The 22881-nt window shown below is 53.7% G+C and carries 21 protein-coding genes; 12 read left to right on the forward strand and 9 right to left on the reverse strand.

The genetic code is table 11. From position 1 onward, the window contains the following. Positions 1-12 precede the first annotated feature (12 nt). The 4 genes from FYJ53_RS21130 to FYJ53_RS06535 all read left to right on the forward strand — a co-directional run bounded on the left by FYJ53_RS21130 (position 13) and on the right by FYJ53_RS06535 (position 3279). Entirely contained in the window at positions 13-189 is a 177-nt protein-coding gene (locus FYJ53_RS21130; RefSeq protein WP_013379714.1) for a hypothetical protein, read from the forward strand. Further along, on the forward strand, positions 179-1540 hold the full coding sequence (locus tag FYJ53_RS06525) for a glycosyltransferase family 39 protein (RefSeq protein WP_195840246.1): 1362 nt from the start codon (positions 179-181) through the stop codon (positions 1538-1540). The genes FYJ53_RS21130 and FYJ53_RS06525 overlap by 11 nt, the downstream gene beginning before the upstream one ends. Before the next feature lie 85 nt (positions 1541-1625). Beyond that, entirely contained in the window at positions 1626-2195 is a 570-nt protein-coding gene (locus FYJ53_RS06530) for a nitroreductase family protein (RefSeq protein WP_158308581.1), read from the forward strand. A 157-nt stretch (positions 2196-2352) separates the two neighbouring features. Continuing rightward, a complete protein-coding gene (locus FYJ53_RS06535; RefSeq protein WP_154557226.1) occupies positions 2353-3279 on the forward strand; it encodes a hypothetical protein in 927 nt (308 codons plus the stop codon). 52 nt (positions 3280-3331) lie between these two features. Here FYJ53_RS06535 and FYJ53_RS06540 read toward each other — a convergent pair whose 3' ends face one another. Further along, positions 3332-4375, reverse strand: a complete 1044-nt coding sequence (locus FYJ53_RS06540) for a dihydrodipicolinate reductase (RefSeq protein ID WP_013379718.1) — start codon at positions 4373-4375, stop codon at positions 3332-3334. A 167-nt stretch (positions 4376-4542) separates the two neighbouring features. Here FYJ53_RS06540 and FYJ53_RS06545 point away from each other — a divergent pair, with 167 nt between their 5' ends. Beyond that, positions 4543-5532: a 2-hydroxyacid dehydrogenase gene (locus FYJ53_RS06545; protein WP_013379719.1), complete on the forward strand. Its 990-nt coding sequence runs from the start codon at positions 4543-4545 to the stop codon at positions 5530-5532. Positions 5533-5567: 35 nt separating this feature from the next. Here the strand turns inward: FYJ53_RS06545 and FYJ53_RS06550 are convergent, their stop codons facing one another. The 7 genes from FYJ53_RS06550 to FYJ53_RS06580 form a co-directional block, all read right to left on the reverse strand. After that, complete coding sequence (locus FYJ53_RS06550; protein WP_154557227.1) at positions 5568-6476, reverse strand: sensor histidine kinase KdpD; 909 nt, start codon at positions 6474-6476, stop codon at positions 5568-5570. A gap of 41 nt (positions 6477-6517) precedes the next feature. After that, the gene (locus tag FYJ53_RS06555; protein ID WP_154557228.1) at positions 6518-7357 is read right to left on the reverse strand and encodes an ABC transporter permease; all 840 of its coding nucleotides are present in this window, start codon (positions 7355-7357) and stop codon (positions 6518-6520) included. Further along, positions 7350-8273, reverse strand: a complete 924-nt coding sequence (locus FYJ53_RS06560; RefSeq protein WP_154557229.1) for an ABC transporter ATP-binding protein — start codon at positions 8271-8273, stop codon at positions 7350-7352. The genes FYJ53_RS06555 and FYJ53_RS06560 overlap by 8 nt, the downstream gene beginning before the upstream one ends. Before the next feature lie 29 nt (positions 8274-8302). Continuing rightward, on the reverse strand, positions 8303-8518 hold the full coding sequence (locus FYJ53_RS06565; protein ID WP_154557230.1) for a hypothetical protein: 216 nt from the start codon (positions 8516-8518) through the stop codon (positions 8303-8305). A gap of 37 nt (positions 8519-8555) precedes the next feature. After that, on the reverse strand, positions 8556-9248 hold the full coding sequence (locus FYJ53_RS06570; protein ID WP_013379725.1) for a response regulator transcription factor: 693 nt from the start codon (positions 9246-9248) through the stop codon (positions 8556-8558). Positions 9249-9273: 25 nt separating this feature from the next. Beyond that, positions 9274-9759, reverse strand: coding sequence for a Cys-tRNA(Pro) deacylase (gene ybaK / locus FYJ53_RS06575; protein ID WP_013379726.1), 486 nt, complete (start codon positions 9757-9759; stop codon positions 9274-9276). A 116-nt stretch (positions 9760-9875) separates the two neighbouring features. Beyond that, complete coding sequence (locus FYJ53_RS06580; RefSeq protein ID WP_013379727.1) at positions 9876-10916, reverse strand: glycerol-3-phosphate dehydrogenase; 1041 nt, start codon at positions 10914-10916, stop codon at positions 9876-9878. A gap of 248 nt (positions 10917-11164) precedes the next feature. On the opposite strand from FYJ53_RS06580, the gene FYJ53_RS06585 reads away from it, so the two are divergent. The 4 genes from FYJ53_RS06585 (at position 11165) to FYJ53_RS06600 (ending at position 16695) form a co-directional block, all read left to right on the forward strand. Continuing rightward, the gene (locus FYJ53_RS06585) at positions 11165-12133 is read left to right on the forward strand and encodes a sugar-binding transcriptional regulator (RefSeq protein ID WP_013379729.1); all 969 of its coding nucleotides are present in this window, start codon (positions 11165-11167) and stop codon (positions 12131-12133) included. A 248-nt stretch (positions 12134-12381) separates the two neighbouring features. Continuing rightward, positions 12382-13890 (forward strand): ribulokinase, encoded by a 1509-nt coding sequence (locus tag FYJ53_RS06590; protein ID WP_154557231.1) that lies wholly within the window; start codon positions 12382-12384, stop codon positions 13888-13890. A gap of 374 nt (positions 13891-14264) precedes the next feature. Continuing rightward, positions 14265-15884 carry a type II toxin-antitoxin system RnlA family toxin gene (locus tag FYJ53_RS06595; RefSeq protein ID WP_090411546.1) on the forward strand — a complete coding sequence of 540 codons (1620 nt, stop codon included), beginning with the start codon at positions 14265-14267 and terminating at the stop codon, positions 15882-15884. 13 nt (positions 15885-15897) lie between these two features. Further along, complete coding sequence (locus FYJ53_RS06600) at positions 15898-16695, forward strand: histidinol-phosphatase HisJ family protein (protein ID WP_154557232.1); 798 nt, start codon at positions 15898-15900, stop codon at positions 16693-16695. Between the two features lie 53 nt (positions 16696-16748). Here FYJ53_RS06600 and FYJ53_RS06605 read toward each other — a convergent pair whose 3' ends face one another. After that, positions 16749-18473: an amidohydrolase gene (locus FYJ53_RS06605; RefSeq protein WP_154557233.1), complete on the reverse strand. Its 1725-nt coding sequence runs from the start codon at positions 18471-18473 to the stop codon at positions 16749-16751. 273 nt (positions 18474-18746) lie between these two features. Here FYJ53_RS06605 and glp point away from each other — a divergent pair, with 273 nt between their 5' ends. The 3 genes from glp to moaA are packed head-to-tail and all read left to right on the forward strand — an operon-like array spanning position 18747 to position 22876. Next, entirely contained in the window at positions 18747-19970 is a 1224-nt protein-coding gene (gene glp, locus FYJ53_RS06610) for a gephyrin-like molybdotransferase Glp (RefSeq protein ID WP_154557234.1), read from the forward strand. Between the two features lie 18 nt (positions 19971-19988). Then, on the forward strand, positions 19989-21923 hold the full coding sequence (locus tag FYJ53_RS06615; protein ID WP_148429740.1) for a molybdopterin biosynthesis protein: 1935 nt from the start codon (positions 19989-19991) through the stop codon (positions 21921-21923). Further along, a complete protein-coding gene (gene moaA, locus FYJ53_RS06620) occupies positions 21920-22876 on the forward strand; it encodes a GTP 3',8-cyclase MoaA (RefSeq protein ID WP_013379737.1) in 957 nt (318 codons plus the stop codon). The genes FYJ53_RS06615 and moaA overlap by 4 nt, the downstream gene beginning before the upstream one ends. Positions 22877-22881: the final 5 nt, after the last annotated feature.

Here is a 22881-nt window from a genome sequence, read left to right on the forward strand (position 1 = left end):
AGGAGGTAATGGATGAAAAAAATATTGACGGTATTATTGGTTTTGCTGCTGCTCTACATTGCACTGCCTTTTTTGTTCAAAACAGGTAATTTTGTGCTGAATGTTGCCCTTGTGCTCGCAGCCGGGGCGTTTCTGGCATTCTGGTTCAGCCTGGTATTCAGAAAGGAACAGGATCGGGATGCAGACTAAAGCTTTTTTCAAAACCTATCAGCGGGAAATTTTCTTTGTGTTGTTCTGTTTCTTCTTTTATTTTGCCTGGTCGCAGCTGATTCCCTACAATAATGCGCCGGATGAGGACATGCGGTACGATATCGCCCATTTTATTTTTAAGAACGGGGTGCTGCCCTTTGGCAATGAACCGGAAATTGTCAATCCCCTATGGGGACAGTCTTATGCCTATCAGCCGATTTTTGCCTACCAGATCGCCGCGGTATTTATGCAGGCGGGAGCGCTGTTCGGCATGGTTGAGGATCAGCTTTACCTTGCGGCCCGCTTTGCCAATACGCTCATTGCCACGGGCACAGTGGTGCTGGTGCTGGCCATTGGCAGAAAGTGCTTTAATGGAAAAGGGGTTTACCTTTTCGCGGTGCTGGTCTGTCTTCTGCCACAGTTTGTTTTTATTTCCTCCTATGTGAATAATGACACCCTGGCGCTGTTTTCCACAGCGCTGATCTTTTACTCGTGGATACTGGGAATGAAACGCCACTGGGATTTAAAAAGCTGTGTGGTGATGGCTGTGGGGCTTTCACTTTGCTTTTTATCTTATTACAATGCCTATGGCTTTATCCTGTGTAGTGTGGTTCTGTATGCAGGAGATTACCTGATAAACCGTAAAAAATGGCCGCTCAGGAAGTTTTTGGGCCTGGGCCTGGTCATTATCGGGATCTGCGCTGTACTGGCAGGCTGGTGGTTTGTGAGAAGCGCCCTGCTGCACGACGGCGATTTTTTCGGCATGCGGACAAGCGCCGCGCTGGCAGAACAGCTGGCCCAGCCAGCTTATAAGCCCTCGCAGCATGTGACGCCCATGAACTCGGGCTATTCGATTCTGCAGATGCTTTTCCGGTCTTATCATCAGCCAGGTCAATCTGTGAGTCAGCCCTGGATTTTTTTGACCTATATCAGCTTTTTAGGAAATTTTGGTTTTATGAGTATTCCCATGTCGAAGATTGCCTATGTTGTCCTGACGGGAATTTTTGGTGTGGGGGGCGTTGGCTTTCTCCTGTGGTGGTTTAAGGAAGCGCGAAAAGAAGAGGGCGCCCGAGGGCATTTATGGACAGCCACGCTGATACTGGCAATTCTGCTGCCCATCGGTTTAAGCATATGGTATTCTTATTCGTCGGATTACCAGCCCCAGGGGCGCTATGTGATCACCGCGCTCATACCGCTCATGTATTTTCTGGCAAAGGGCCTGGTGTGGGCGGAAAATGCGTTGCGGTCAAAAGGCCTTGCCATTCCAGTAACACTTTTGACAATTTTTGCTGAGGTGGTGGTCGTTTTTTACGCATTCTGCGGCAATCTGGCGGCAGCAGTGCTTTCCTGACAAGCGCCGCCGCTTTACAGGTGTGATATAATAGTGTCAGGGTGAAATAAAATAAGCCCAATGTGATTATAAAATGATGGAGGTAATGATGGAAACTATTCAGATGATCTCAAATCCAACCATGAGCAGTATTTTAAACCGCCGGAGTATCCGGAAATACAAACAGGAGTCTGTGGGAATGAGCGAGCTGGCAAGCATTATGGAGGCAGCCCTTCAGGCCCCGACCGGGCGGAACGAGCAGTCCTGCGATATTATTATGGTCCAGGACAAGGACCTGCTAATGGAAATGAACGCTGGCTTTAAGGCCTATGCCAACGAGCACGGCAGCCGCTATGATCTGTCTGCGGATAACTATTCGGTTTATTACCACGCGCCGGCCTTTGCCTTTATTGTGGGCGATACGGCCAATAAATGGCGCTATGTGGACGGCGGCATTGTGGTTGAAAACATGGCCCTGGCGGCAGAATCCATGGGTGTGGGCACCTGTATCATCGGCATGATTTTAGACTATATGACCAGCGAGGACGGTGCGGACATGATGAAAAAGATTGGCGCGCCTGAAGGCTATGAGTTTATTATCGGTCTGGCTCTGGGCTATCCGGATGAAGCGCCGGAAGCGAAACCGAGAGATGGCTCAAAGGTACGTTTTCTGTAAGGTGGTTTCACATAAAGTATGGGACACTGTTTTCGGACAGTGTCCTTTTTATTGGCACGTGGAAATTTTAACAGCGTCAAGAATGTCGCTTTTTTACAAGTCCGCAGAATCTGAGATGGTATAATAACAGATATAACAACGAAAGGAAGGACTTGCGATGCAGAACGCCTTTTATAATGAAATTAAAACATGGATGTACCGAAACGCGCGGCATGTGGAGCTGTGCCTGTGGCAGTATTTTTTTGAGGATGGGGATAAAAAAGCAGTTGCTGACGCGCTGTTATCCTACCAGAACGAGGACGGCGGCTTTGGCCATGTTCTGGAGCCGGACAACTGGAATCCAAATTCCACCCCCGCGAGCACCGACCACGCCCTCGGGCTTTTGAGACTCGCCGGCTTTGAGGACATGGAGCATCCCGTTTATCAGGGAATCTGGAAATACCTGGAGGCAGAGAAGGATCTGGCAGACTATGGCTGGCGCTTTACAGTGGAAAGCAACGATGACTACCCACACGCGCCCTGGTGGAATTACAGCGAGGAAATAAACCGTAAGGAGTATCTTGGCATGACAGCCAGTTTCGCAGCCTTTATCCTGAAATATGGCGATCCGGAGTCCCCGCTTTACCAGAAGGCACTCACCTTCACGCAAGCTTTTCTGGAGATGCTGACACAGGATATGAGCTACGGAGAAATGGGCCTGAACGGGTATATGGTGCTCATCGACACCATCAGAGAGATCAGTCTCGGCGGATATGATGGTGACGCCCTGGTAAAAGCGCTGGGCGGAAAAATAAAAAAAGCCATCGGGGAAGATGAAACGATCTGGGAGCAGTACGGCGTCCGCCCGTCAAATTTCATCAACAGCCCCTCCAGTGTTTTCTATGAAGATAACGCGGAAATGGTGGAGAAAGAGCTGCAGTATCTGCTGGATACCAAGCCCAAAGACGGTGTCTGGGGGATTACCTGGACCTGGTTCGATAATATGGCGCAGTACGGCGATGCCTTTATCCTCAGTGAAAACTGGTGGAAGGGCAGCCGGGCCATTATGAACACCCTGTTTCTGAGAAACTTTGGAAAGCTGTAAAATGGGCATAAAAAACGGCACGCGCTAAAAGCGGTGCCGTTTTTGTGGTTTTTTAGAAAAATTCATCCACGTAATATTGGATCGGATAGGTCATATATTCGACGGGCTCCATTTTTTCAACGGTAAAGTAACCGGCAGGTGCGTTCAGCAGCGCCGGAATTCGGTTGACAACCGTGGCGCAGGTGTGTTCTACTGTGGCTGGTTTTTCCACATAGAAGGTGGTGTCCGGCTCGCCGGAAATTTTCCAGTCACACATATCGCCGTCGTTGGGGCCATAAACCTTGCCGATACACTGTGTTTCGATCACAGGTCCCTGGAAGGTTTCAGTGGTGACCACAGAGCTCATGCCTATGGCATTACCGCGCTTAATGGTTTCGCCCAGAGTTTCGGAATAAACATCCTCGTCCGAGAAGAAGGGGACGTTTTTCTGTGTCTGAGACTTGATGGTCCACCCCATTTTTGAGCACAGCGCTTCGTTGGAGTTCCAAACGTAGGAGGGCTCAAGGGTTTCGGGATGGGCAATCTGTTCTTCAAATTCTTCGGCAGTAAGGCCGGCTCCGTGGGCCTTGGCCAGCGCCAGGCCGTAATCTTCAACGTTGTAGCTCACAGCGCCCTCGATGCGGTCGATGCGCTCAACACCGCCCGCGATGGTACCGATCATATTGATCCAGAAAATATCCTGCATGCCAGAGCCCGCGATGGTACAGCCGGTTTCTTTGGCAAGGACATCGAGCCGGTTGGTGATGGCTGGAGAAGTATTCCAGGGATAAATCGCTTCCTCACAGGTAGTAATGGCGTTAATACCACGCTTGGCTACTTTTTCGAGGGCTTCCTCCATATCGTCCATAAAGCTGAACATGGTGACAATGGCGACATTCGCGTCTGTATTGTCTAAAACCGCGTCGGCATCATCGCTGATGGTGATGCCCAGTTTTACGCCAAGTTCGGCAAAATCGCCGACATCCATCCCCACAATATCCGGGTTAACATCAATGGCGCCCACAATTTCTGCGCCTTTTTCATATAAATAGCGGATAATGACCTTGGCCATCTTGCCGCAGCCGTATTGAACCACACGGACTTTTTCTCTAAACATTGGCTTAAAACCTCTTTTCTTTGAATTTGCAGGTTTCCCTGCGTGCATCTTCTTTTAGGAATATACCCAAAAGCAAAGGATTAAACAAGGGCTTAAAAAACCTAAGAAACCTGCCTTGAAATTACCGGCAGAAACCGTTACAATGGGGAAAGAAAGGAAGCGATAAAATGAAAGTCATTGTTTTGGCCGCCAGAGCGCGGATTGAGAAATACACCGATTTCAGCCAGATTCCAGAGGACTGGGAGCTCGTTTTTGCCCAGGGGATGACCGACGACGAAATTTTGGAAAAGGCCGGTGACGCAGCCTTTATTTTTGCCGACCCGGTGCTGCCGGTCAGCGGCAGCCTGATCCGGGGCCTGCCAAATCTGAAGCTGATCCAGTCTGAGGGTGTGGGGTATAACCGGATTGACCTGGAGGCCGTCAGAGAGAAGGGCGTATATGTGTGCAATAACGCCTCCGCCAACAGCGGCGCCGTTGCTGAGCAGATCATCCTGTTGATTTTAGCGCTGCAGCGCCGGTTTATGGAGGGCGCCCGCATGGTGTATGAGGGCGGACAGGCAGCCGCCAAGCAGCAGTTCATACTGGACGGGCTCATGGAGCTGGGAGACAGCACTGTGGGCATTGTCGGCTTTGGCGCCATCGGTAAGGAGCTGGCCAGACGGCTGAACGGTTTTGGGTGCCGGATGCTTTATTATAACCGGCACCGTCTGCCCGAGAAGGAGGAGACAGAGCGGAATGCTGCCTACTGTGACCTTGATACTCTGCTCGAGACCTCAGATATTGTGAGTGTCAACCTGCCGGTAACGCCGGAAACCACTGGTTTTATCGACGGAGACTTTTTGAGAAAAATGAAAAAAACCGGAATCCTCATCAACACAGCCCGGGGTGAGATCATGGATCAGGAGGCTGTGGCCCAGGCGCTCCTTGATGGAACCATTGCCGGTGCCGGGATTGATACCCTCGCGCCAGAGCCCTTTACGCTGGATAACCCGATTTTAAGGCTGCCTGAGGAAGTCAGGGAAAAGAAGCTGGCCGTCTCGCCCCACGTGGCGGGCACGACCTATCACGTTTTTCATAAGATGCACCGGGACAGCTGGAAAAACTTGCGCCTGGTATCTGAGGGAAAAGAGCCGGAAAACATTGTGATCAAACCATAAGAAAGAGCACGGCGCAAAATTGTGCCGTGCTCTTTTTACGCCTGATTCCAGTAAATACGGAGGCTGAAAAGTGAGCCGTCCAGACTGGCGGTGACCCGGTGGCCCATGGCCTCCACCAGATTTTTGACAATGGCCAGACCCAGTCCAGTGTTCTGGCCGGTGCGCATGCGGTCGGCTGTGAAAAAGCGGTCAAAAATCGAAGCGATGTCCGACTCGGTCAGACCACCGGCCTCGTTTTTGAAAACCGTGACCACGGTATTTCCTTCGGCGTACTGGCGGATTTCAAGGTGCCGGCCTCCGTGCTTCAGGGAATTCTGGATCAGGTTGGTGAAAATACGGGTGACCGCGCCCGCGTCAGCACTCACCTCGGGCAGCCCATCCTCAAGGTCAATCTCAAGATGAATGTCCTTATCCGTAAAGTCTTCATAAAAAGCGGCCAGCAGCTCGCAGAGAATCGTGTGGAGCGCAACCGAGCAGAGGTTCAGGGGGTACTCGCCGGATTCCATCCGGGAGAGGTCGTAAAAACCTGTGAGCAGGGTCTGGAGGGTGTGGGAGCGCTTTTCCACCACGGTCAGATACTCGGCACGGTCCTCGGCGGACAGGGCGGGATCTTTTAAAAGCTGGGTGTAGCCAAGAATGGCCGTCAGCGGTGTCCGCAGGTCATGGGAGATGTTGGCGATCTGGCGTCTGAGCGCCTTCTCCCGCCGCAGGGATTCCACCTGAACCGCCTGCTTCTGGTCCATCAGGACATTGATCTCGCGGACCAGCGCCTCAAGGGAGCGCCCGGGCGCCGGCAGGGACAGCCGCCTGTTTGGTGTGCTTTCATCAGAATGGTTGACGGCGCTCAGGTCATCCCTGAGCTTGCCCAGGCTCTGGCGCTCAAGCAGTAAAAGAGCCAGTAAAACGGCCGACAGTGCGATAAAAAAGATGAGTGTCAGGAACATGTTTCTGACTCCTTTCAGAAATGTAATGTACGGTAAGCCCTCTAACGTATTTCCCGGCGTCTGTAAACCGCAAGGCCGATCAGGGTAGCGGCTGCCGCGTAGACCAGACCAAGGATGAGACAGTAGGCGACAGAGGTTCCGGGGAGGAGGGCAGCGTTCAGGATGTTTTCAATGTTATCCACCTTAAAGCCTACGCCCATCATATCGCCCATATTGGCAACATGGATGTCCAGCCCCATGATGGATGTGTAAAAGGGCGTTACCAGAGCAGTGCCGAACAGCGGCGTAAAAGCAGGATTTAAAAGCGTCAGGGTATAGAACAGAAGATAGGGAACCATCAGGAAACCCATGTACACAAAGCTGAAGGCCGTATTGTTGGGGATGATAAAGGCACAGGCGTTGCAGAGGCACAGCGCGCCGATATACAAAGGAATGGCTGCCGCAACGCGGTTAAACACCACGCCGATCAGGCCCATATCTTCGGGGAAGCCCAGCAGCAGAAACAGGCTGACCAGATAAGCCGCCAGGGTGATAGAGAATATGACAGCCGTCACAATCATGGAGACAGCCAGCTTCCCAAAATAGACCTGGGTCCTCGTGAAGCCAAAGGACAGGGTATTTTTAAAGGTTTTGTATTTGTACTCATCAGAAAAGACAATGTCAACCATAATGAGCGCAGTGTATACCATGATCAGGAGCATGGGGACAATAACGGAGAGACTGGTCCGGATAAGCTCCTGAGAATTTGTGGGGCTGCTCCGGAAGGCGACAAAAAACAGGACGTTGACCGCGATGGCCAGCAGCACGAAGATTAACAGCGTGTTGCGCATATAAATCCGCTTAAAGGTTTTAAAACATTCGGCCTTGATGTAGTTAAGCATTTTCTTCACCTCCGATAACTGAGATAAAATAGTCCTCGAGATTGGAGCCTTTGGGGGTCAGCGCATAGAGGCCAACGCCGTTTTGCGCCAGTGTCTGCGATAAGAGCGGGACCTGGTCCAGAAAGCCGTAAACACGCAGCACGCCATCGGGGAGAACCTCATAGGCGCGGCAGTCCAGGCAGGTTTCCAAAACCATGGCAGCCCGTTCGGTGTTGTCTGCGACCACCTCAAGGTATTCCTGACACTCGCGTTCGAGCTCCCTGGCAGTGATCTCATTGACAAGACGCCCCTGATGGATAAAGCCATAGCGGGTGGCCAGGGTGGAAAGCTCAGAGAGAATATGGCTGGAAATCAGAATGGTGACTTCCCGCTCCCGGTTAAGCCGCAGCAGAACGTTCCGGATTTCCACAATGCCCATGGGGTCCAGCCCGTTGGTGGGTTCATCCAGAATCAGCAGGTCGGGCCGGTGCATGACGGCCAGGGCCAGGCCGAGGCGCTGTTTCATCCCCAGCGAGAATTTCTGGAATTTTTTCTTTCCGGTCCCGCTGAGGCCAACCAGCTCCAGAGCCTCGTCCACACATTCTCTGCCGGCAATGCCTCGCTGTATCCGGTAGTATTCCAGATTGTCACGGGCTGTCATGAAGGGATAAAAGCAGGAATCCTCAACAATGGCGCCAATGCGGTGGCGCATGGTGTTCAGCCCGCCCGCCGAGGTTTCCCCCCAGAGCTCAATCTCGCCTGCGTCCGGTAAGGCCAGCGAGGTGATCAGGCGGATCAGCGTGGTCTTGCCCGCGCCGTTTTTGCCCATGAGGCCGTAGATGTCGCCCTTTTCGAGGGAGAGGGATACGCCCTCCACAGCCGGAACATGATGGTATTTTTTAGTAAGGTTTCGTGTTTTAAGTACGGTTGTTTTCATGTTGTTCACCTGTCCTTTCGTTGGCTTTATTATACTTGGGAAATTGTAAGGTTTGCTCTAGCAAATGTTAAGAAAGCATGAAGTTTGGCCGTCGAAAAAAGCCGAATTGCCGCCATGCCTTGCACTTCGACCTTTTTCTTAGGCCAAACCGGAGGCTTGCCGAAAGCATAAAAAATACTGCACATTTTGATGCGGTGCGGCCTGCGGCCGCTTTTAATCGCTTTGGCGTCAGCCAAAGGGTTCATGAACCTTCCACTTTCAACCTTCAACCTTTCACTTTGTTTACCTTTCCATCTTAAACCCGATGCCCCACACGGTTTTGATATAGCTGGTGTCAGGGTCGATTTTGGCGAGCTTGCTTCGGATATTGCTGATGTGGACGTTGACGGTGTTGTCCTCGCCCAGAAACGCGTCCTCCCAGACCTGGGTAAAGAGGTTCTCTCTGGTAAAGACTTTTTTGGGATGGGACATGAGCAGATGAAGGATTTTAAATTCCCGGACGGTCAGGGAAACAGGCTGATCTTTCAGGCGCACCTCCATGCTGTCCGCGTCCAGGACGAGGTCGCCGCTTGTCAGAATCTTCACGCTGCCGCCGGCTTCTGAAAAAGCCACAGCGCGACGCAGCTGGGCCTCGACACGGGCCAGCACCTCGCCCACGTCAAAGGGCTTGCAGATAAAATCATCCGCGCCGAGCTTTAAAAGGTCGATGCGGTCAGCCACGGAGGCCTTGGCCGAAATGATGATAATGGGCACGGTGCTTGACCTGCGGATCTGGGCGACCAGCGCCTCCCCGGTAACACCGGGAAGCATGAGGTCGAGGAGCACCAGGTCATACTGGTACTGCTCCAGGCACATTTTGCCCTCGCTGCCGGAAAAGGCAGGGCGCACGTGATAGCCAGCATTGGTCAGCAGCTTTTCCAGAAGGCTGTTGATGTCCGCGTCGTCTTCTACGATAAGAATATTGTATGGGCTCATAGAGGGTTCCTTTCTTTTGCCAGGCTTATTTTATAATGTCGGCCACGCTGCCCCGCACAAAGGTGACAAGGGCTTCGGGCTCCATCTCGATCTGATAGCCGATCTTTCCCGCGGAGACAATGATATGATGGATGCTTTTGCAGCTTTCATCAAAAACCGTTTTGTAGGATTTTTTCATGCCGATGGGGGAGCAGCCCCCGCGCACATAGCCGGTGACGCTGTTGATGTCCCGGACAGGGATCATTTCAACGGATTTTTCTCCAGCCGCCCGGGCAGCTTTTTTTAAATCCAGCGCCTCTGCCACCGGGATCACAAAGACGCAGTAATCGCCGGAGTGGCCGTGGCATACCAGCGTCTTAAAGACCTCCTCCACCTTTTGGCCCAGGCGGGCGGCGACGGTAACGCCGTCTACAGCGCCGTCCTCATGGTCGTATTCGTGGGGGGTATAGGGGAGCTTCGCCTTATCTAAAATGCGCATCACATTGGTTTTGTTTTTATCCTTTTTTGCCAATCTAAGTCACTTCCTTTTTATCTGTGGGTTGATTACGGAGATATTATAGCACAAAAAAAGATCGGCACAAAATTGCGCCGATCTTTTTGGGGTTATATATGAGGTGCAGGGGCTGTCTAGAATTTTTCAGTTTCAAAGGCTTTCCAGGGGATATCCACTTCGGCGCCCTTGTTAATGATGTCATCTACGTGCATGAGCAGCGGGAAGTCGGCCAGATCGACCTTGCCGTTTTCGGCCAGTCTGCGGACAGCCTTCGCGGTGCGGGTGGCGATGACAATGGATTCCAGTGTGACGCCTGCCAGCTCTTCCATGGCGTCGTCGAAGGACATGCCGCGGCCGAGAAGTGTACCGATTTTACGGGTTCTTCCACCGAAGATGGTAACATAGAGGTCGCCGGCGCCGTAGATGATATTTTCTTCACCGCCGCCCACTAAATTCAGAAGCTGCTTCATTTCTTTCACGCTCTGTCCAAACAGGGCGGCCTGGGAGTTGTAATGCTGAACGCCGATGCCTTCATTCTTTTCCGCGATGCCGACTGCCAGGGAAACGCCCAGGGCGTAAGCGTTTTTGAGCGCGACGGCGCATTCAACACCGATCACATCGGTTGAGAGGCTTACATGGTAGTAGGGGGCAGTGAACATTGCCTTGATTTTGCGCAGGGTTTCAATGTCACGGCCACAGAATGCCACGGCGGAATTGTCCTTGTCGGCCAGCTCATAGCTGGTGCATGGACCGCCGATGCCGTTGATGGAAAGCTTTTTGCCCTCAGGAAGTCTGGATTCCCAGTAGTGGGGATAGGTGATCATGGAGCCGTCTTCCTGGTCGATCATGCCCTTGGTCACTGCGATCATCGGAACATCGTCAGGGATGATTGGAAGAATATTTTCCGCGAACCAGTCGACACCGAAGCTGCTGACGCCGCATAATACAACATCTGCACCTTTGAGGGCTTCTTCCACTTCTTCGACCTGGTAGTACTTAACACTGTCCGGCAAGGTCCTCTTTAAATTGATATGGAAGTTTGATCTGCGGAGCTCGTCAATGATTTCTCTGTCAAGGGGGGTACCCACCAAGCGTACTTCGTGTCCGTTTTCAATCACAGGATAAGTTAATGCAGATGCCATCTGGCCTGCGCCGACATAGGTAAGAATGCTCATAGTTTTAATCTCCTTTGGTTCTTTTGTTTCTCGTGGTAATTGGTTGTTGATTATAGAATACGCCTGTTTTTTTGAATTGTCAAGAGAAAAATGAGATTTTTTTCAAGTATTGAAAATAATCTCATATATTTTTTCGGTATTGTGTTTTTCACAAAAATAAGCTTGACAAAGTATTGAAAAACCATTACAATGAAAATAATCTCAGATATTGAAATTTTTCTCTACCACCAAGAAGGGAAGACAGCATTATGGAACAGAGCAAAGTCAATCAGATCCTTCGCGTCGCTAAAATGTACTATGAACTCAAGATGAGCCAGCAGGATATCGGCGCCAAGGAAAATATTTCTAAATCCACCGTCAGCCGTCTTTTAAAGAACGCCATGGACCTGGGGTTTGTGGAGGTTCGGATTCGTCAGCCGCATTACGCGCTGGCCGATCTGGAGGCTGAATTTACCAACCGTTTTGGCATCCGCAAGGTGGTGATTGCGGCCGATGTTGTGGAAAACAGAGAGGTGCTGGTGCAGGATGTCTGCAGCGCCATGGCGGCGGACCTGCCCAAGTACATCGTGGATGACAGCGTCGTGGGCGTGGCCTGGGGACGGACCTTAAATGTCCTCATTAAGCACCTGCCAAAAATGAGCCGCAGCAATACCCTGACTATCCAGCTCAACGGCGGGGCTTCAAGGGCCCTGTACGAGTCAGGCGCGACGGATATTGTCAAGGCATTCAAGAACGCCATCGGCGGGGACGGCTATCTGCTGCCCGCGCCGGCCATTGTGGACACGCCGCATATCGCTGAGGTGATCATGGGGGATTCCCAGATCAGCTCAGTGCTTCAGCTTGCAAAACGCTGCCGGACCGCGGTCTTTTCGGTGGGCAACATCACCGAGCGTTCGGTGCTCTATGAGCTGGGCTGCTTTAGCCCGCGGGAGTACATGAGCTTTAAGACCAAAGGCGCAGTGGGCGATGTCTGCTCACATTATATTGATATTGATGGCAACGTGGCGGATGAAAACCTGGACGGCAGAGTCGTGGGGACTTCCCTTGAGCACATTAAGAAAATACCGAATAAGCTGATGGTAGCCGTGGGGCTTGAGAAAGCCGAGGCCGTTCTGGGCGCTCTGCGCGGCGGCTATGCCGATGTGCTTTATCTTGACGAGCCGCTGGCGAGAAAGGTTCTGGAGATCGACGAAAATTCAGAGGACTCGAAAAAATAAGTCAGCGACTGCGCCTTTTATCCAGATAAGTAAAAAGGTCCAGGCGCTGAGGTAAACGGCCAGGAATCGTGAAACACAACCGGAACAGCCGGACATTGGTGAGATCAGGCGTTAACTTTAGTGAAGAAGATATCCGTGTGAGGTTGTTGCCCGCAGGACGCTTTTTTCTTCCTTAGGTAAAAGGCTTCGTCTTTCTGTTTTTTCGACAATCCGAAAATAAATTTCAAATTTCTAAGGGGGAAATTTAAATGAAGCAAGCGAATTATTTTATGGGTATTGATTTGGACACGCAGAGTGTGCGTGTGGTAGTGGCCGATATGAGCGGCAACGTGGTGGTTTCGGATGAGCAGGCTTATGAAACCCTGTACCCCCAGGCGGGGTGGGCGGAGCAGCGGCCCGCGGACTGGTGGCGCTGTCTGAACACCGCGGTCGCCAATGTGACCGATAAGCTGTCCATTGGCCTGCGCTACAGCATATCCGCCATCAGCGTGTGCGCCACCTCACCCACCATTATCCCGGTGGATGAAAACGGCGAGGCCCTGACCAATGCCATCATGTGGATGGACAACCGGGCGGTTAAGGAAACAGAGCTTGTCAACGCGACCCACCACCCGATCCTCGACTACTGCGGCGGCGAGGATTCTGTGGAGTGGACCATCCCGAAAATGCTCTGGATTAAGAATAATCAGCCGGAGATCTATCAAAAGAGCTATAAGATCATCGAGCAGCTGGACTATATCAACCATAAGCTCTGCGGCAAATTTACGAACTCGGTCTGCCAGGCAGCCTGCAAGGCCCATTATGTGGCCTGCGAGGGCGGCTGGTCCGATGACTTCTTCAACCAGGCAGGCCTTGAGGATTATAAGGATAAGATGATTCTGGATGTGACCCGTGTGGGCGATGTGCTGGGCACCATCAATAAGGATTTTGCGGAAAAATACGATCTGAACCCGGAAATGCTCGTGGTGCAGGGGGGCATCGACGCCCACATCGGTATGCTTGGCCTGGGGGTAGACCGGGCCGGTAAAATGGCCATGATCATGGGCACCAGCTTTGTACAGCTCTGCTTCTCCGAACAGAAGCTGCAGCTGGACGGCCTCTGGGGGCCCTACGACGCGCCCATTATCCCGGACGCGTGGCTTTTGGAGGGAGGGCAGACCTCAGCCGGCTCCATTGTAAAATGGTACATGCGTGAGTTTGGCGTGGACAAAATGGACAACCCCTACGCCTATATGAATGAACAGATTGAGGGCATTGCCCCCGGGGCCGACGGACTGGTGGCTCTGGATTTCTTCCAGGGGAACCGTACCCCCTATAAGGACGCCAACGCCAAGGGGGTTATCTATGGCCTGACCCTCAGCCATACCAAGGCGCATATTTACAGAGCCCTGCTGGAATCTGTGGCCTTTGGCACCAAGAACATCATTGACAGCTTTGAGCAGAATGGCAGCCCGGTCAATACCATTGTGGGCTGCGGCGGCGTTACCAAGGATAAGGTCTGGATGCAGATCATCTCAGATGTGACCGGAAAACCTATTGTGGTGACCGAGGACGCAGGTGCCAGCGCTCTGGGCTGTGCCATTGTGGCCTCTGTGGGCTCTAAGGCCTACACGAATTTTGAGGAAGCCACCCGCGGCATGGTTAAGGAAGCCTATGTGGTCGAGCCAAATCCGGAAACCCATGCGGTGTATGAAGGCATCTTTGAAAAATATGTGGAAATCTACCATCAGCTAAAGGGAACCATGGCGGGGGCGTAAGCTTGGCAGTTGGATGAGTGTTAAAGTGGGAGGCACTTTCAATGGAAAATTGAGAATGGAGAATGGAGAATGAGTAAACCCTTTTTCTAACGAAAAAGCGATTCATATAGCGGCCCGCGGCCGCTATCCTACTCAAAATGCGCAGCATTTTGTTCCTGTAATTCTCCATTCTCAATTCTACATTCTCCATTCAAAAGTCTCTTTCTAAAGTTTAACCTCTTAATTTAAAGCTTCATCAACAGTGTAAGATCGGCGCAGTTTTGCGCCGATCTTTTTGCGTAGTGTGGAATTTAATATACATTCACCCCCCTCTGTGGTATGATTAATAGAGCGAAAAAGGCGTATAAATAACAATAGAGAAAAGGAGGGTTGCTATGAAAGTAAAACTTTGCGATCTGAAGGCTTTGGAAAACCTCACCATTGCGGCGTACGACATACCGGATAATATGGTGCTGGCCTCCAAGGCTAAATTTACCAAGGCAGCTGGAAAGAACAACTGCTTTATCTCCGGGGCCCCCTCACAGGCCATTGACCGGGATCTGGAGGTGCTGTCGGTTTCTGCGCACCGCATATCCTGTACCTACTCCTTCTCCATGAGCGAGAAGGGGTATGAGGAGCTGATCGAAACCCTGATGAAACGGCCGGATTTTACCAACAATCCCAAATACAATAAAAAATACCACCGGGTTTTTTATGTGAACAAGCGCAAGTTCACCATCTCCTATTTTAACAAAAAGCGCATTGCCACCGTCTATGCCAGCAACGATTTGTTTGACACAGACCTGGCCTCTCTGTTCGACCGCCAGTGGGGAGACCCCATTGACCGGGAAACCGCCAAAAAGGAGACGGCTAAAAAGGAAACCGCCAAAAAAGAGCCGGCCAAGAAGGCAGCGGTGAAAAATGAAAGCTACAAGTGGGAAAAGAAAAAGCAGCCGGTGGCCGTGGCCGCGCTCACAGCCCTGCCCGTGGCCGAGGAGCCCCTAAAGCCCCCAAAGACCGAGCCCCACTGGACGGTACAGGACATCAGCTTCCGCATCAACCGCATTGTGGTCACTGGCGAGAAGCTGAGCCTCAGCTCGACCAAAAAGCTCAAGGCCATCACGGACAAAAGCAATAACAGTGTCAGCCTGAAAATTGAAAATACAGGCCCGGGAAAAAGAAAACAGGCGGTCACCCTGACCAGCAACATTAACAGCTACCTGGTGGAAGCCATCGACTGTGTAAAGGCCGAATCACCTGAGCCTTTATCCTTTGAGCTGCGGTTCCCCATGAAAACCGCCACCTGGGATTATATCTGCCGGAACAGCTGGCTGGACGGCGCGGCCAACGAGTCTCTGGAAAACGGCTTTAAAATGGTCTCTGAGGGGCAGTCCGTATTTTTCAGGCGCAACAACAACACCGGCGTGTGCGAGATGAAGGGACTGAACACCGAGCTGCTGCGGGACTGCATTATCCGCCTGGAGGATATTTTTGAGAACAATACCGGAGACCGCAGGGTGGAAAAGGAATCCATCAATGAGGTCATCCGGAAAAAGATCCCCTATACCATCCGGATTTTAAAGGATCAGGCGGACCAGTTCATCAACCTGATTTCGCCGTCCTTTGTGCTGCTTAACGACGCCAGCATCGAGCTGACCGACTACAGCCCCATGGTTTTCTCCGTATACCGCGGGGTTGAGCTGTACCTCAAATACCTGGCAGACCTGAGCGGCATCGACCTGGCCAACCAGCCGGTGGGCAAGATTTTTAAAACTGTCGGGCGTCAGAAGCACCAGTATCTGCAGATGATCAACGACTCCATGAAGGGTGAGATGCTCCAGTCCATTTTTGAGAACTTCGGGAGCTACAGAAACGCCCTGTTCCACGCCAATCTGGACAATGTCATGGTCATTGGCAGCCGGGAAGCGGCTGAGGACATCTGTATCAGCGCCCTGCAGAACCTGGAGGCAGCCAGCTTTCAGTTTCATCTGGAAGAGATGACCATCACCATCTGAGGGAGGAGCGCCTATGTTCGGTTATCTTGCCGATTACCATGTTCACACCCGCTTTTCCTTTGACTCGGAGGAGACCATTGGGGCTATCCGTAAAATGGCGGCGGCCAGAGGGCTGAGTGAGGTGTGCATCACAGACCATTTCACAGTAAACCCAAAGGATAAGAGCTTTGGCCTTTACCCCTACCGCGAGGCCTATGAGGAGTACCTCAGGGACAGCGCCGGGGCGGGCCCGGCAGTGCGCTTCGGCCTTGAGGTTGGGGAGGGGCAGTACCGGCGGGATACCCTGGACGATTTTCTGGCCCAGGCCCATTACGATTTTATCATCGGCTCGGTCCACAATATCGGGGATATTACCATCCGCCAGACCATCCGGGAGCGCGGCGCCGACTACGCCTTTGACGCTTACTATGACGAGGTGCTGGGGCTGGCTGAGGAGGGCGACTACGATGTGCTCGGCCACCTGGACCTGGTCAACCGCTATGCCTGGGACGAGCAGGGAATCTACCGGCTCGACGCCTACACGCATCAGATTGAAGCGATTTTGAAGGCTGTGATCCACCGGGGCCGGGGCATTGAGATTAATACCTCCAGCCTGAGTAAAAACTGCCGGCAGTTTATGCCAAACCCCTGGATTGTAAAAAGGTTCAAGGCCCTTGGCGGCCAGATCGTCACCCTCGGCTCCGACGCCCATAGCGCGGCCCGGGTGGGCGATGGGCTGTCCGAGGCGGCCGCGCTGCTGAGAGACTGCGGATTTGAGGCGCTGGCGGCCTTTGAAAAACGCCGGCCAAGGCTGATGCCCTTAGGACAATAAAAAAGTGTGAGAAACAGGCGCATCTGAGCGCTGTTTCTCACACTTTTTTTAGATTATTTTGCGCTGCCCTGCTGATCCTGGGCGTTGTAAACCTCATTGCCCTTAAAGTAGGTCTGGAGCACGGTGGTATCTTTGATCTCATCGGTCGGGACGGTTAAAAGGTCGCGGTCCAGAACGATGAAATCCGCGCTTTTGCCAGCGGTGATACTGCCGATTTCATCTCCGGCGTTGACCTGTCTGGCCCCGTTGATGGTGTAAGCCTTGATGGCGGTGGCGATGTCGATACCCTCGCTCTTTGGCGGGTCATAATCGTCGGATTCGCCGCGCTTAACAGCATGGTACATTTCCGTAAAGGGGTTGATGCCAGCCAGCCCGTTGCTCACCGGGGCGTCGCTGCCAAAGGTCAGCAGCGTGCCGTTCTGGGAAACGGTGTTCAGCGGCATCTGGCGGCCGTAGCGGTCATCGCCCAGGGCGGACTTGGTAAATTCATCGCCCAAGGCCCATACCGGGGTGGTCTGGTAGAAGACGTCAGTCTGCTCTGCAAAGCGCTGGATACCGTCCTCGGGCAGAATCTGGACATGGGCCATGGTCTTGGTGCCCTCGATGTCCCCCAGATCCCGGTAGAGGTCAAGGGTTTCGGAGATGGCCTTGTCACCGATGGCGTGGGTGTGGAGGTTGAAGCCCTTATCGGCCGCGGCCCTGGCGATCGCCATCATATGGTCGTTATCCAGGATTTCAACGCCCTCGCCGGAGTGGTCGCTGAAGTTTTCAAACATGAGGGAGGAATAGTCCTCCAGTGTGCCGTCCTTAAAAAGCTTCAGGGTGGTTGGGCGCACAGTGTCCGATGTGTACTTGTCGCGAACGGAGGTCATTTTGGACACGAATTCATCGACAGGGACAGGGTCTCTGTAGACAAAGGAGGTGAAAACGCGGATGTTGGCGCCCGCCTTGCTGAGAGCGTCGATGGATTCTTCCTCGTCAGCGACGAGCAGGCCCGCGTCATAGTAAGAGGTGTAGCCATAGGGGCTCAGAACTGTCTGGGTAAAGACCGGAAAACGGGTTTCGATGGCCTTGCCCGAGGTTAAGCCAAGGTTTTGCAGCATGATGGCCATGGTGGAGGCTTCCTTGAATTCTCCGGTGGGATTGCCGTTTTCATCCCGCACAAAATAGCTGATCCCCGGTGACGGGTCGGGGGTCGCGGCAGTGACACCGGCCATTTCCAGAGCCTTTGTATTGGCCCAGCCGCCGTGGCCGCCGCTGTTGGTGAGTACTACAGGCCTGTCGGAGACGACTTTATCCAGCTCAGTGGCCAGGGGCTTCGCGTCAGTGCCGTAGCCCATCTCTGAGATCACAGGCGCGACCTCGGCAGGGTACTGCTCGGCGTAGTCTTTCACAGCCTCCAGGATCTGGTCGTGGGTCATGGCCAGGTCGATCTGGAGGGGCAGCACGTCACTGGTCCAGGTGTTGATGGCCAGATAATGGGCGTGGCTGTCGATGAGGCCGGGCAGGATCAAACTGCCACCCATGTCGTGGGACGTGGCGCCCGAGCCGGCGAATTTAAGGGCGTCATCGCTGCTGCCCACAAAGCTGATCTTCCCGTCCTTTACCACCAGCGCGCTGGCTTCGGGCTGATCATCGTCCGATGTGAAGATCTTGGCGTTGTAATACACCTCGCCGCCCTGGTTCACCGCTGTGTTTGAGCACCCCGCCGCGAAGATGGCGGCAGAGACCAGCAGGCCGACAGTGGCGGCCCGGATTTTCTTAGATAACTGAGTCATTTGTTAGTCCTCCCAAATAATTTGAATACAGTTTGTCCATATGCCTTTAGTCTGCAATAAAATATACACCTTACGGCATAATGAGAAACAGGAAGGACGTTTTAATTAAGGATAAATCAAGACTTAAAAAGGCCGGAATTTCCTCTTTGAAAGAGCAAAAGCCGCCGTCTGTCAATGGATAAAATCCTGATAAGTTTTTGTCAGCCTTGTCATTTTATGTAAATTCAGCTACAATAGAAGATATGAATTATAGAAAGTGCAGATGATATAAAAATGGAGCTATTTGAAGTAAAAACAACCCATGAAATGAAAGCGCTGATGGAGAAATATTTCTCAGACTATGCGCTCGGTACCGAAAGGGTACCCCTTGGGCGCGCCCTTGGCCGGATTCTGGCCGAGCCTGTTGTCTCGGGTGTAAACGTCCCGCACTTCGACCGGTCGGTGGTGGACGGCTACGCGGTAAAGCTGCGGGATGTCCAGGGCGCGAGCGAATCCATTCCGGCCTTTTTAAAGCTGACCGGAGCAGCGGAAATGGGCAGGGAGACCAAGTTCTCCCTGCACGCTGGTGAGACCGTCTATGTGCCCACGGGCGGCATGGTGCCTGAGGGTACGGAGGCCATGGTGATGATCGAGTTCACCGAAAAGTTCGGGGACGATGAGCTGGCCATCTACAAAGGGGCAGGCTCTCTGGAAAACATGATGCTGACCGGTGACGACATCCGCGCCGGCGAGCCGGTCTTTGAGGCCGGGCACACCATAAGGCCCCAGGATGTGGGCGTGCTGTCCTCGGTGGGCGTGGTGGACGCGCTGGTTTACAAAAAGCCGGGGATTACCATTATCTCCACCGGCGATGAGATCGTGCGGCCCGGACAGACGCCGGGGCTGGGCGAGATCGTGGACATCAACACCCCGGCCATTGCGGCGCTGACGGAAAAGCTGGGCGCTGAGGTTATCGAGACCGCCTACGCGGCCGACGACCCGAAGGCCATTGAAGCGGCCATCACCCGGGGACTGGAAACCAGCGACGCGGTAGTGCTCTCCGGCGGCAGCTCGGTGGGTGAACGGGACTATACCCTGACCGTGCTGAATGATCTGGGCGAGGTGTTCCTCCACGGCCTGTCCATTAAGCCGGGCAAGCCCACCATCATGGGAAAAGCCCTTGGAAAGCCGGTGATCGGCCTGCCCGGTCAGCCCGCCTCTGCCATCATGGTCTACATGGTGGTCATGAAAAAGCTGATTAATATTTTCCACCGGACCGATTTGTATAAGAATCAGTACATTGTGGGAACCCTGACTGAAAATGTCCACGCGGCGCCGGGGCGCAGGACCTTCCAGACCGTGGCGGTTGAGGCAGGCGGGGACGGCATGCTTGTGAGGCCGACCTATGGCAAGTCGGGCATGATTACCCTGCTGGCCTACTCGGACGGATATATTGAGATGACTGAAAACGAGGAGGGTAAAAATCCCGGCGACCCCGTTAAGGTCATGCTGTTTTAAGGAAAGAAGGAGAGAGTAATGGCAAAAATAGTGGATATCAGCGAGCGCAACCTGTACCTCAAAAATGAGGATCTGGACGACGCTGTCTCTAAATATTTAAAAATGACCGAGGCGGGCAGAACCCGAGCGGCAGAAGAAACGGTGCCGGTAACCGGCTGTCTGGGCATGGTAACCGCAGAACCGGTCTTTGCGAAAATATCCTCGCCCTATTACAACGCCTCGGCCATGGATGGTATCTGTGTCAAGGCGCTGGAGATCGTGGGCGTGGATGAGCGCAGCCCCAGGGTGCTGACCCTCCACGAGGATTTTGAGTTTGTGGACACCGGCGATGTGATCGAGGAACCCTACAACGCAGTGGTGATGATTGAGGATGTGGTGACAGTGGACGATGCCCATGTGCGCATCGCGAAGCCTGTAGCGCTGTGGCAGCATGTGCGGCCCATCGGGGAGGACATTGTGGCCGGAGAGCTCATTGTGCCAGCCTTTCATAAGCTGCGGGCCATGGACATCGGCGCCCTGCTGGCCGGGGGAATCCTGGAGGTGGCGGTGCTGAAAAAGCCCCGGGCGGGCATTATCCCCACGGGCACCGAGATCGTCGAGGCCGGATCGCCCATGGAAAAGGGGAAGATCATTGACTCCAACACCCGTATGTTTGAGGCCCTGATTAAGGAATACGGCGGCGAGCCTGCCCGCTACGCGCCAGTGCCCGATGATTATGCGGTCATCAAGGCCGCCATCCAGAAGGCAGTGGCTGAAAATGACATGGTGCTCATCTCAGCCGGCTCCTCAGCCGGCACTGAGGATTACACCAGGGCTCTGGTGGAGGAGCTGGGCGAGGTCGCCATACACGGTGTGGCCATCAAGCCGGGCAAGCCCGCCATTCTGGGCTTCATCGAGGGTAAGCCCGTCATCGGCATTCCGGGCTACCCGGTATCGGCTTACTTTGTGTTTGAAAACTTTGTGAAGCCTGTGATTTTGGGCATGACCCACCAGCTTAATGTGAGCCGCCCGGTCATTAAGGCCACCCTGTCCAAGCGGCTCATGTCCACCCTCAAATACCTGGAATTTGTCCGCATGAAGTGCGGCAAGGTGGGCGGCCGTTTTGTGGCTACGCCCCTTGACCGCGGCGCCGGCGTGACCATGTCCCTGGTCAACGCCGACGGTATCCTGCGGGTGCCTAAAAATATAGAGGGTTATGAGGCCGGCCAGGAGGTCGACATCGAGCTGCTGCGCCCGGTGGAGGAGATCGAAAATACACTGGTCACCATCGGCAGCCACGATGTCATGATTGACATCATGGCCAATATCCTCCATAAAAACAAAAAGCTGGTGAACCTGTCCTCCGCCCATGTGGGGAGCCTGGGCGGCATCATGGCCTTTAAAAAGGGCGAGTGCCACCTGACCCCCACCCATCTGCTGGATGAGGAAACCGGCGTCTACAATATCCCCGTTATAAGAAAATATCTGGGCGGGGGGAAGGCCGCCCTCATCAAGGGTGTGAAGCGGGTCCAGGGCTTTATGATCCCAAAGGGAAACCCCAAAAATATTAAAAGCATTGAGGATCTGACGAGAGACGGCGTGACCTTTGTCAACCGCCAGCGCGGGGCCGGCACCCGGGTGCTGTTCGACTATCTCCTAAAGAAAAAGGGCATCGACCCCTCCCAGATCGTGGGTTACGACCGGGAGCTCAACACCCACATGATGGTGGCCTCTGCGGTGCAGTCCGGCTCCTGCGACGTGGGCATGGGCGTGCTGTCCGCCGCCAATATGATGGGGCTGGACTTTATCCCGGTTGGCGATGAGGAGTACGACTTTATCGTGGCTCAGGAAAACCTGGAGGATGAAAAGGTTCAGGCCTTTTTAGAAGCCCTGCGGGGCAGCGAGCTGAGGGAGGCCCTCACAGAGCTGGGAGGCTATGGGTTTGATGCGCCCGGAAAAGTGGTGCTGATTTGAGAGACCACTTTGGAAGAAAAGTCAATTATCTGAGGATCTCCATCACCGACCTGTGTAACCTGCGCTGTGTGTACTGCATGCCCGAGGAGGGCGTGCCCAAGCGCCGGCATGCCACCAACCTTTCCTTTGAGGAGATCGAGGCACTGGTGCGTGCGGGGGCGGACATGGGCATTGACAAGATCCGCCTGACCGGGGGAGAGCCCCTGGTGCGTGCCGGGGTGCTGGATTTGGTGAAAAAGCTCGGGGCCATCCCCGGCATCCGGGATTTTGCCATGACCACCAACGGCATTCTGCTGCCTGAAATGGCTGCGGATCTCAAGGCCGCGGGGCTCAGGCGGGTCAACATCAGCCTGGACACCTTTGATCCGGAAAAGTACGCCCGCATCACCCGGTGCGGAAGGCTTGAGGACGCTCTGGCAGGCATCGACGCAGCCGTGGCAGCCGGGCTCACGCCGCTGAAGATCAACACGGTTTTGATAAAAGGCTTTAACGACGATGAGATCGAGGCCTTTGTCCACTACACCAAAACCCGCCCGGTGGAGGTGCGTTTCATCGAGCTCATGCCTCTGGGCGATGGGGCCGAGTACGCTTTCGGCCAGTACATGCCCGGCGAGGCAGTGCTTGCGCGGGTGCCGGAGCTGGTGCCCGCGGCGTCCCCGCCCGGCGCGCCGGCCAGGCTCTGCACCCTGCCCGGCGCCCTGGGGAAGGTGGGGCTCATCAACCCCATCAGCCACCGGTTCTGCTCGGACTGCAACCGCATCCGGCTCACGGCTGACGGCAAGCTCAAGCCCTGCCTCCACTCCGATGAGGAGCTGGACGTGAAGGCGCTGCGCGGGGCAGGCAGGAGCTACAGAGAAATTCTTGAAATGGCGGTTTCGGCCAAGCCGGAACGCCACCATATCGACGAGCATGAAACCATTAAAAAACGCAATATGAACGAAATAGGAGGATAATATGG

Origin of the sequence: Eubacterium sp. BL-380-WT-2B (assembly GCF_009696115.1) — a bacterium.
Classification (GTDB): Bacteria; Bacillota; Clostridia; order Eubacteriales; family Eubacteriaceae; genus Eubacterium; species Eubacterium callanderi.

Bases quoted from the DNA above. Each gene is read 5' to 3' on its own strand.
- FYJ53_RS21130 (WP_013379714.1), top strand. From the start codon at position 13: ATGAAAAAAATATTGACGGTATTATTGGTTTTGCTGCTGCTCTACATT.
- FYJ53_RS06525 (WP_195840246.1), top strand. From the start codon at position 179: ATGCAGACTAAAGCTTTTTTCAAAACCTATCAGCGGGAAATTTTCTTT.
- FYJ53_RS06530 (WP_158308581.1), top strand. From the start codon at position 1,626: ATGATGGAAACTATTCAGATGATCTCAAATCCAACCATGAGCAGTATT.
- FYJ53_RS06535 (WP_154557226.1), top strand. From the start codon at position 2,353: ATGCAGAACGCCTTTTATAATGAAATTAAAACATGGATGTACCGAAAC.
- FYJ53_RS06540 (WP_013379718.1), bottom strand. From the start codon at position 4,375: ATGTTTAGAGAAAAAGTCCGTGTGGTTCAATACGGCTGCGGCAAGATG.
- FYJ53_RS06545 (WP_013379719.1), top strand. From the start codon at position 4,543: ATGAAAGTCATTGTTTTGGCCGCCAGAGCGCGGATTGAGAAATACACC.
- FYJ53_RS06550 (WP_154557227.1), bottom strand. From the start codon at position 6,476: ATGTTCCTGACACTCATCTTTTTTATCGCACTGTCGGCCGTTTTACTG.
- FYJ53_RS06555 (WP_154557228.1), bottom strand. From the start codon at position 7,357: ATGCTTAACTACATCAAGGCCGAATGTTTTAAAACCTTTAAGCGGATT.
- FYJ53_RS06560 (WP_154557229.1), bottom strand. From the start codon at position 8,273: ATGAAAACAACCGTACTTAAAACACGAAACCTTACTAAAAAATACCAT.
- FYJ53_RS06565 (WP_154557230.1), bottom strand. From the start codon at position 8,518: ATGAACCCTTTGGCTGACGCCAAAGCGATTAAAAGCGGCCGCAGGCCG.
- FYJ53_RS06570 (WP_013379725.1), bottom strand. From the start codon at position 9,248: ATGAGCCCATACAATATTCTTATCGTAGAAGACGACGCGGACATCAAC.
- FYJ53_RS06580 (WP_013379727.1), bottom strand. From the start codon at position 10,916: ATGAGCATTCTTACCTATGTCGGCGCAGGCCAGATGGCATCTGCATTA.
- FYJ53_RS06585 (WP_013379729.1), top strand. From the start codon at position 11,165: ATGGAACAGAGCAAAGTCAATCAGATCCTTCGCGTCGCTAAAATGTAC.
- FYJ53_RS06590 (WP_154557231.1), top strand. From the start codon at position 12,382: ATGAAGCAAGCGAATTATTTTATGGGTATTGATTTGGACACGCAGAGT.
- FYJ53_RS06595 (WP_090411546.1), top strand. From the start codon at position 14,265: ATGAAAGTAAAACTTTGCGATCTGAAGGCTTTGGAAAACCTCACCATT.
- FYJ53_RS06600 (WP_154557232.1), top strand. From the start codon at position 15,898: ATGTTCGGTTATCTTGCCGATTACCATGTTCACACCCGCTTTTCCTTT.
- FYJ53_RS06605 (WP_154557233.1), bottom strand. From the start codon at position 18,473: ATGACTCAGTTATCTAAGAAAATCCGGGCCGCCACTGTCGGCCTGCTG.
- glp (WP_154557234.1), top strand. From the start codon at position 18,747: ATGGAGCTATTTGAAGTAAAAACAACCCATGAAATGAAAGCGCTGATG.
- FYJ53_RS06615 (WP_148429740.1), top strand. From the start codon at position 19,989: ATGGCAAAAATAGTGGATATCAGCGAGCGCAACCTGTACCTCAAAAAT.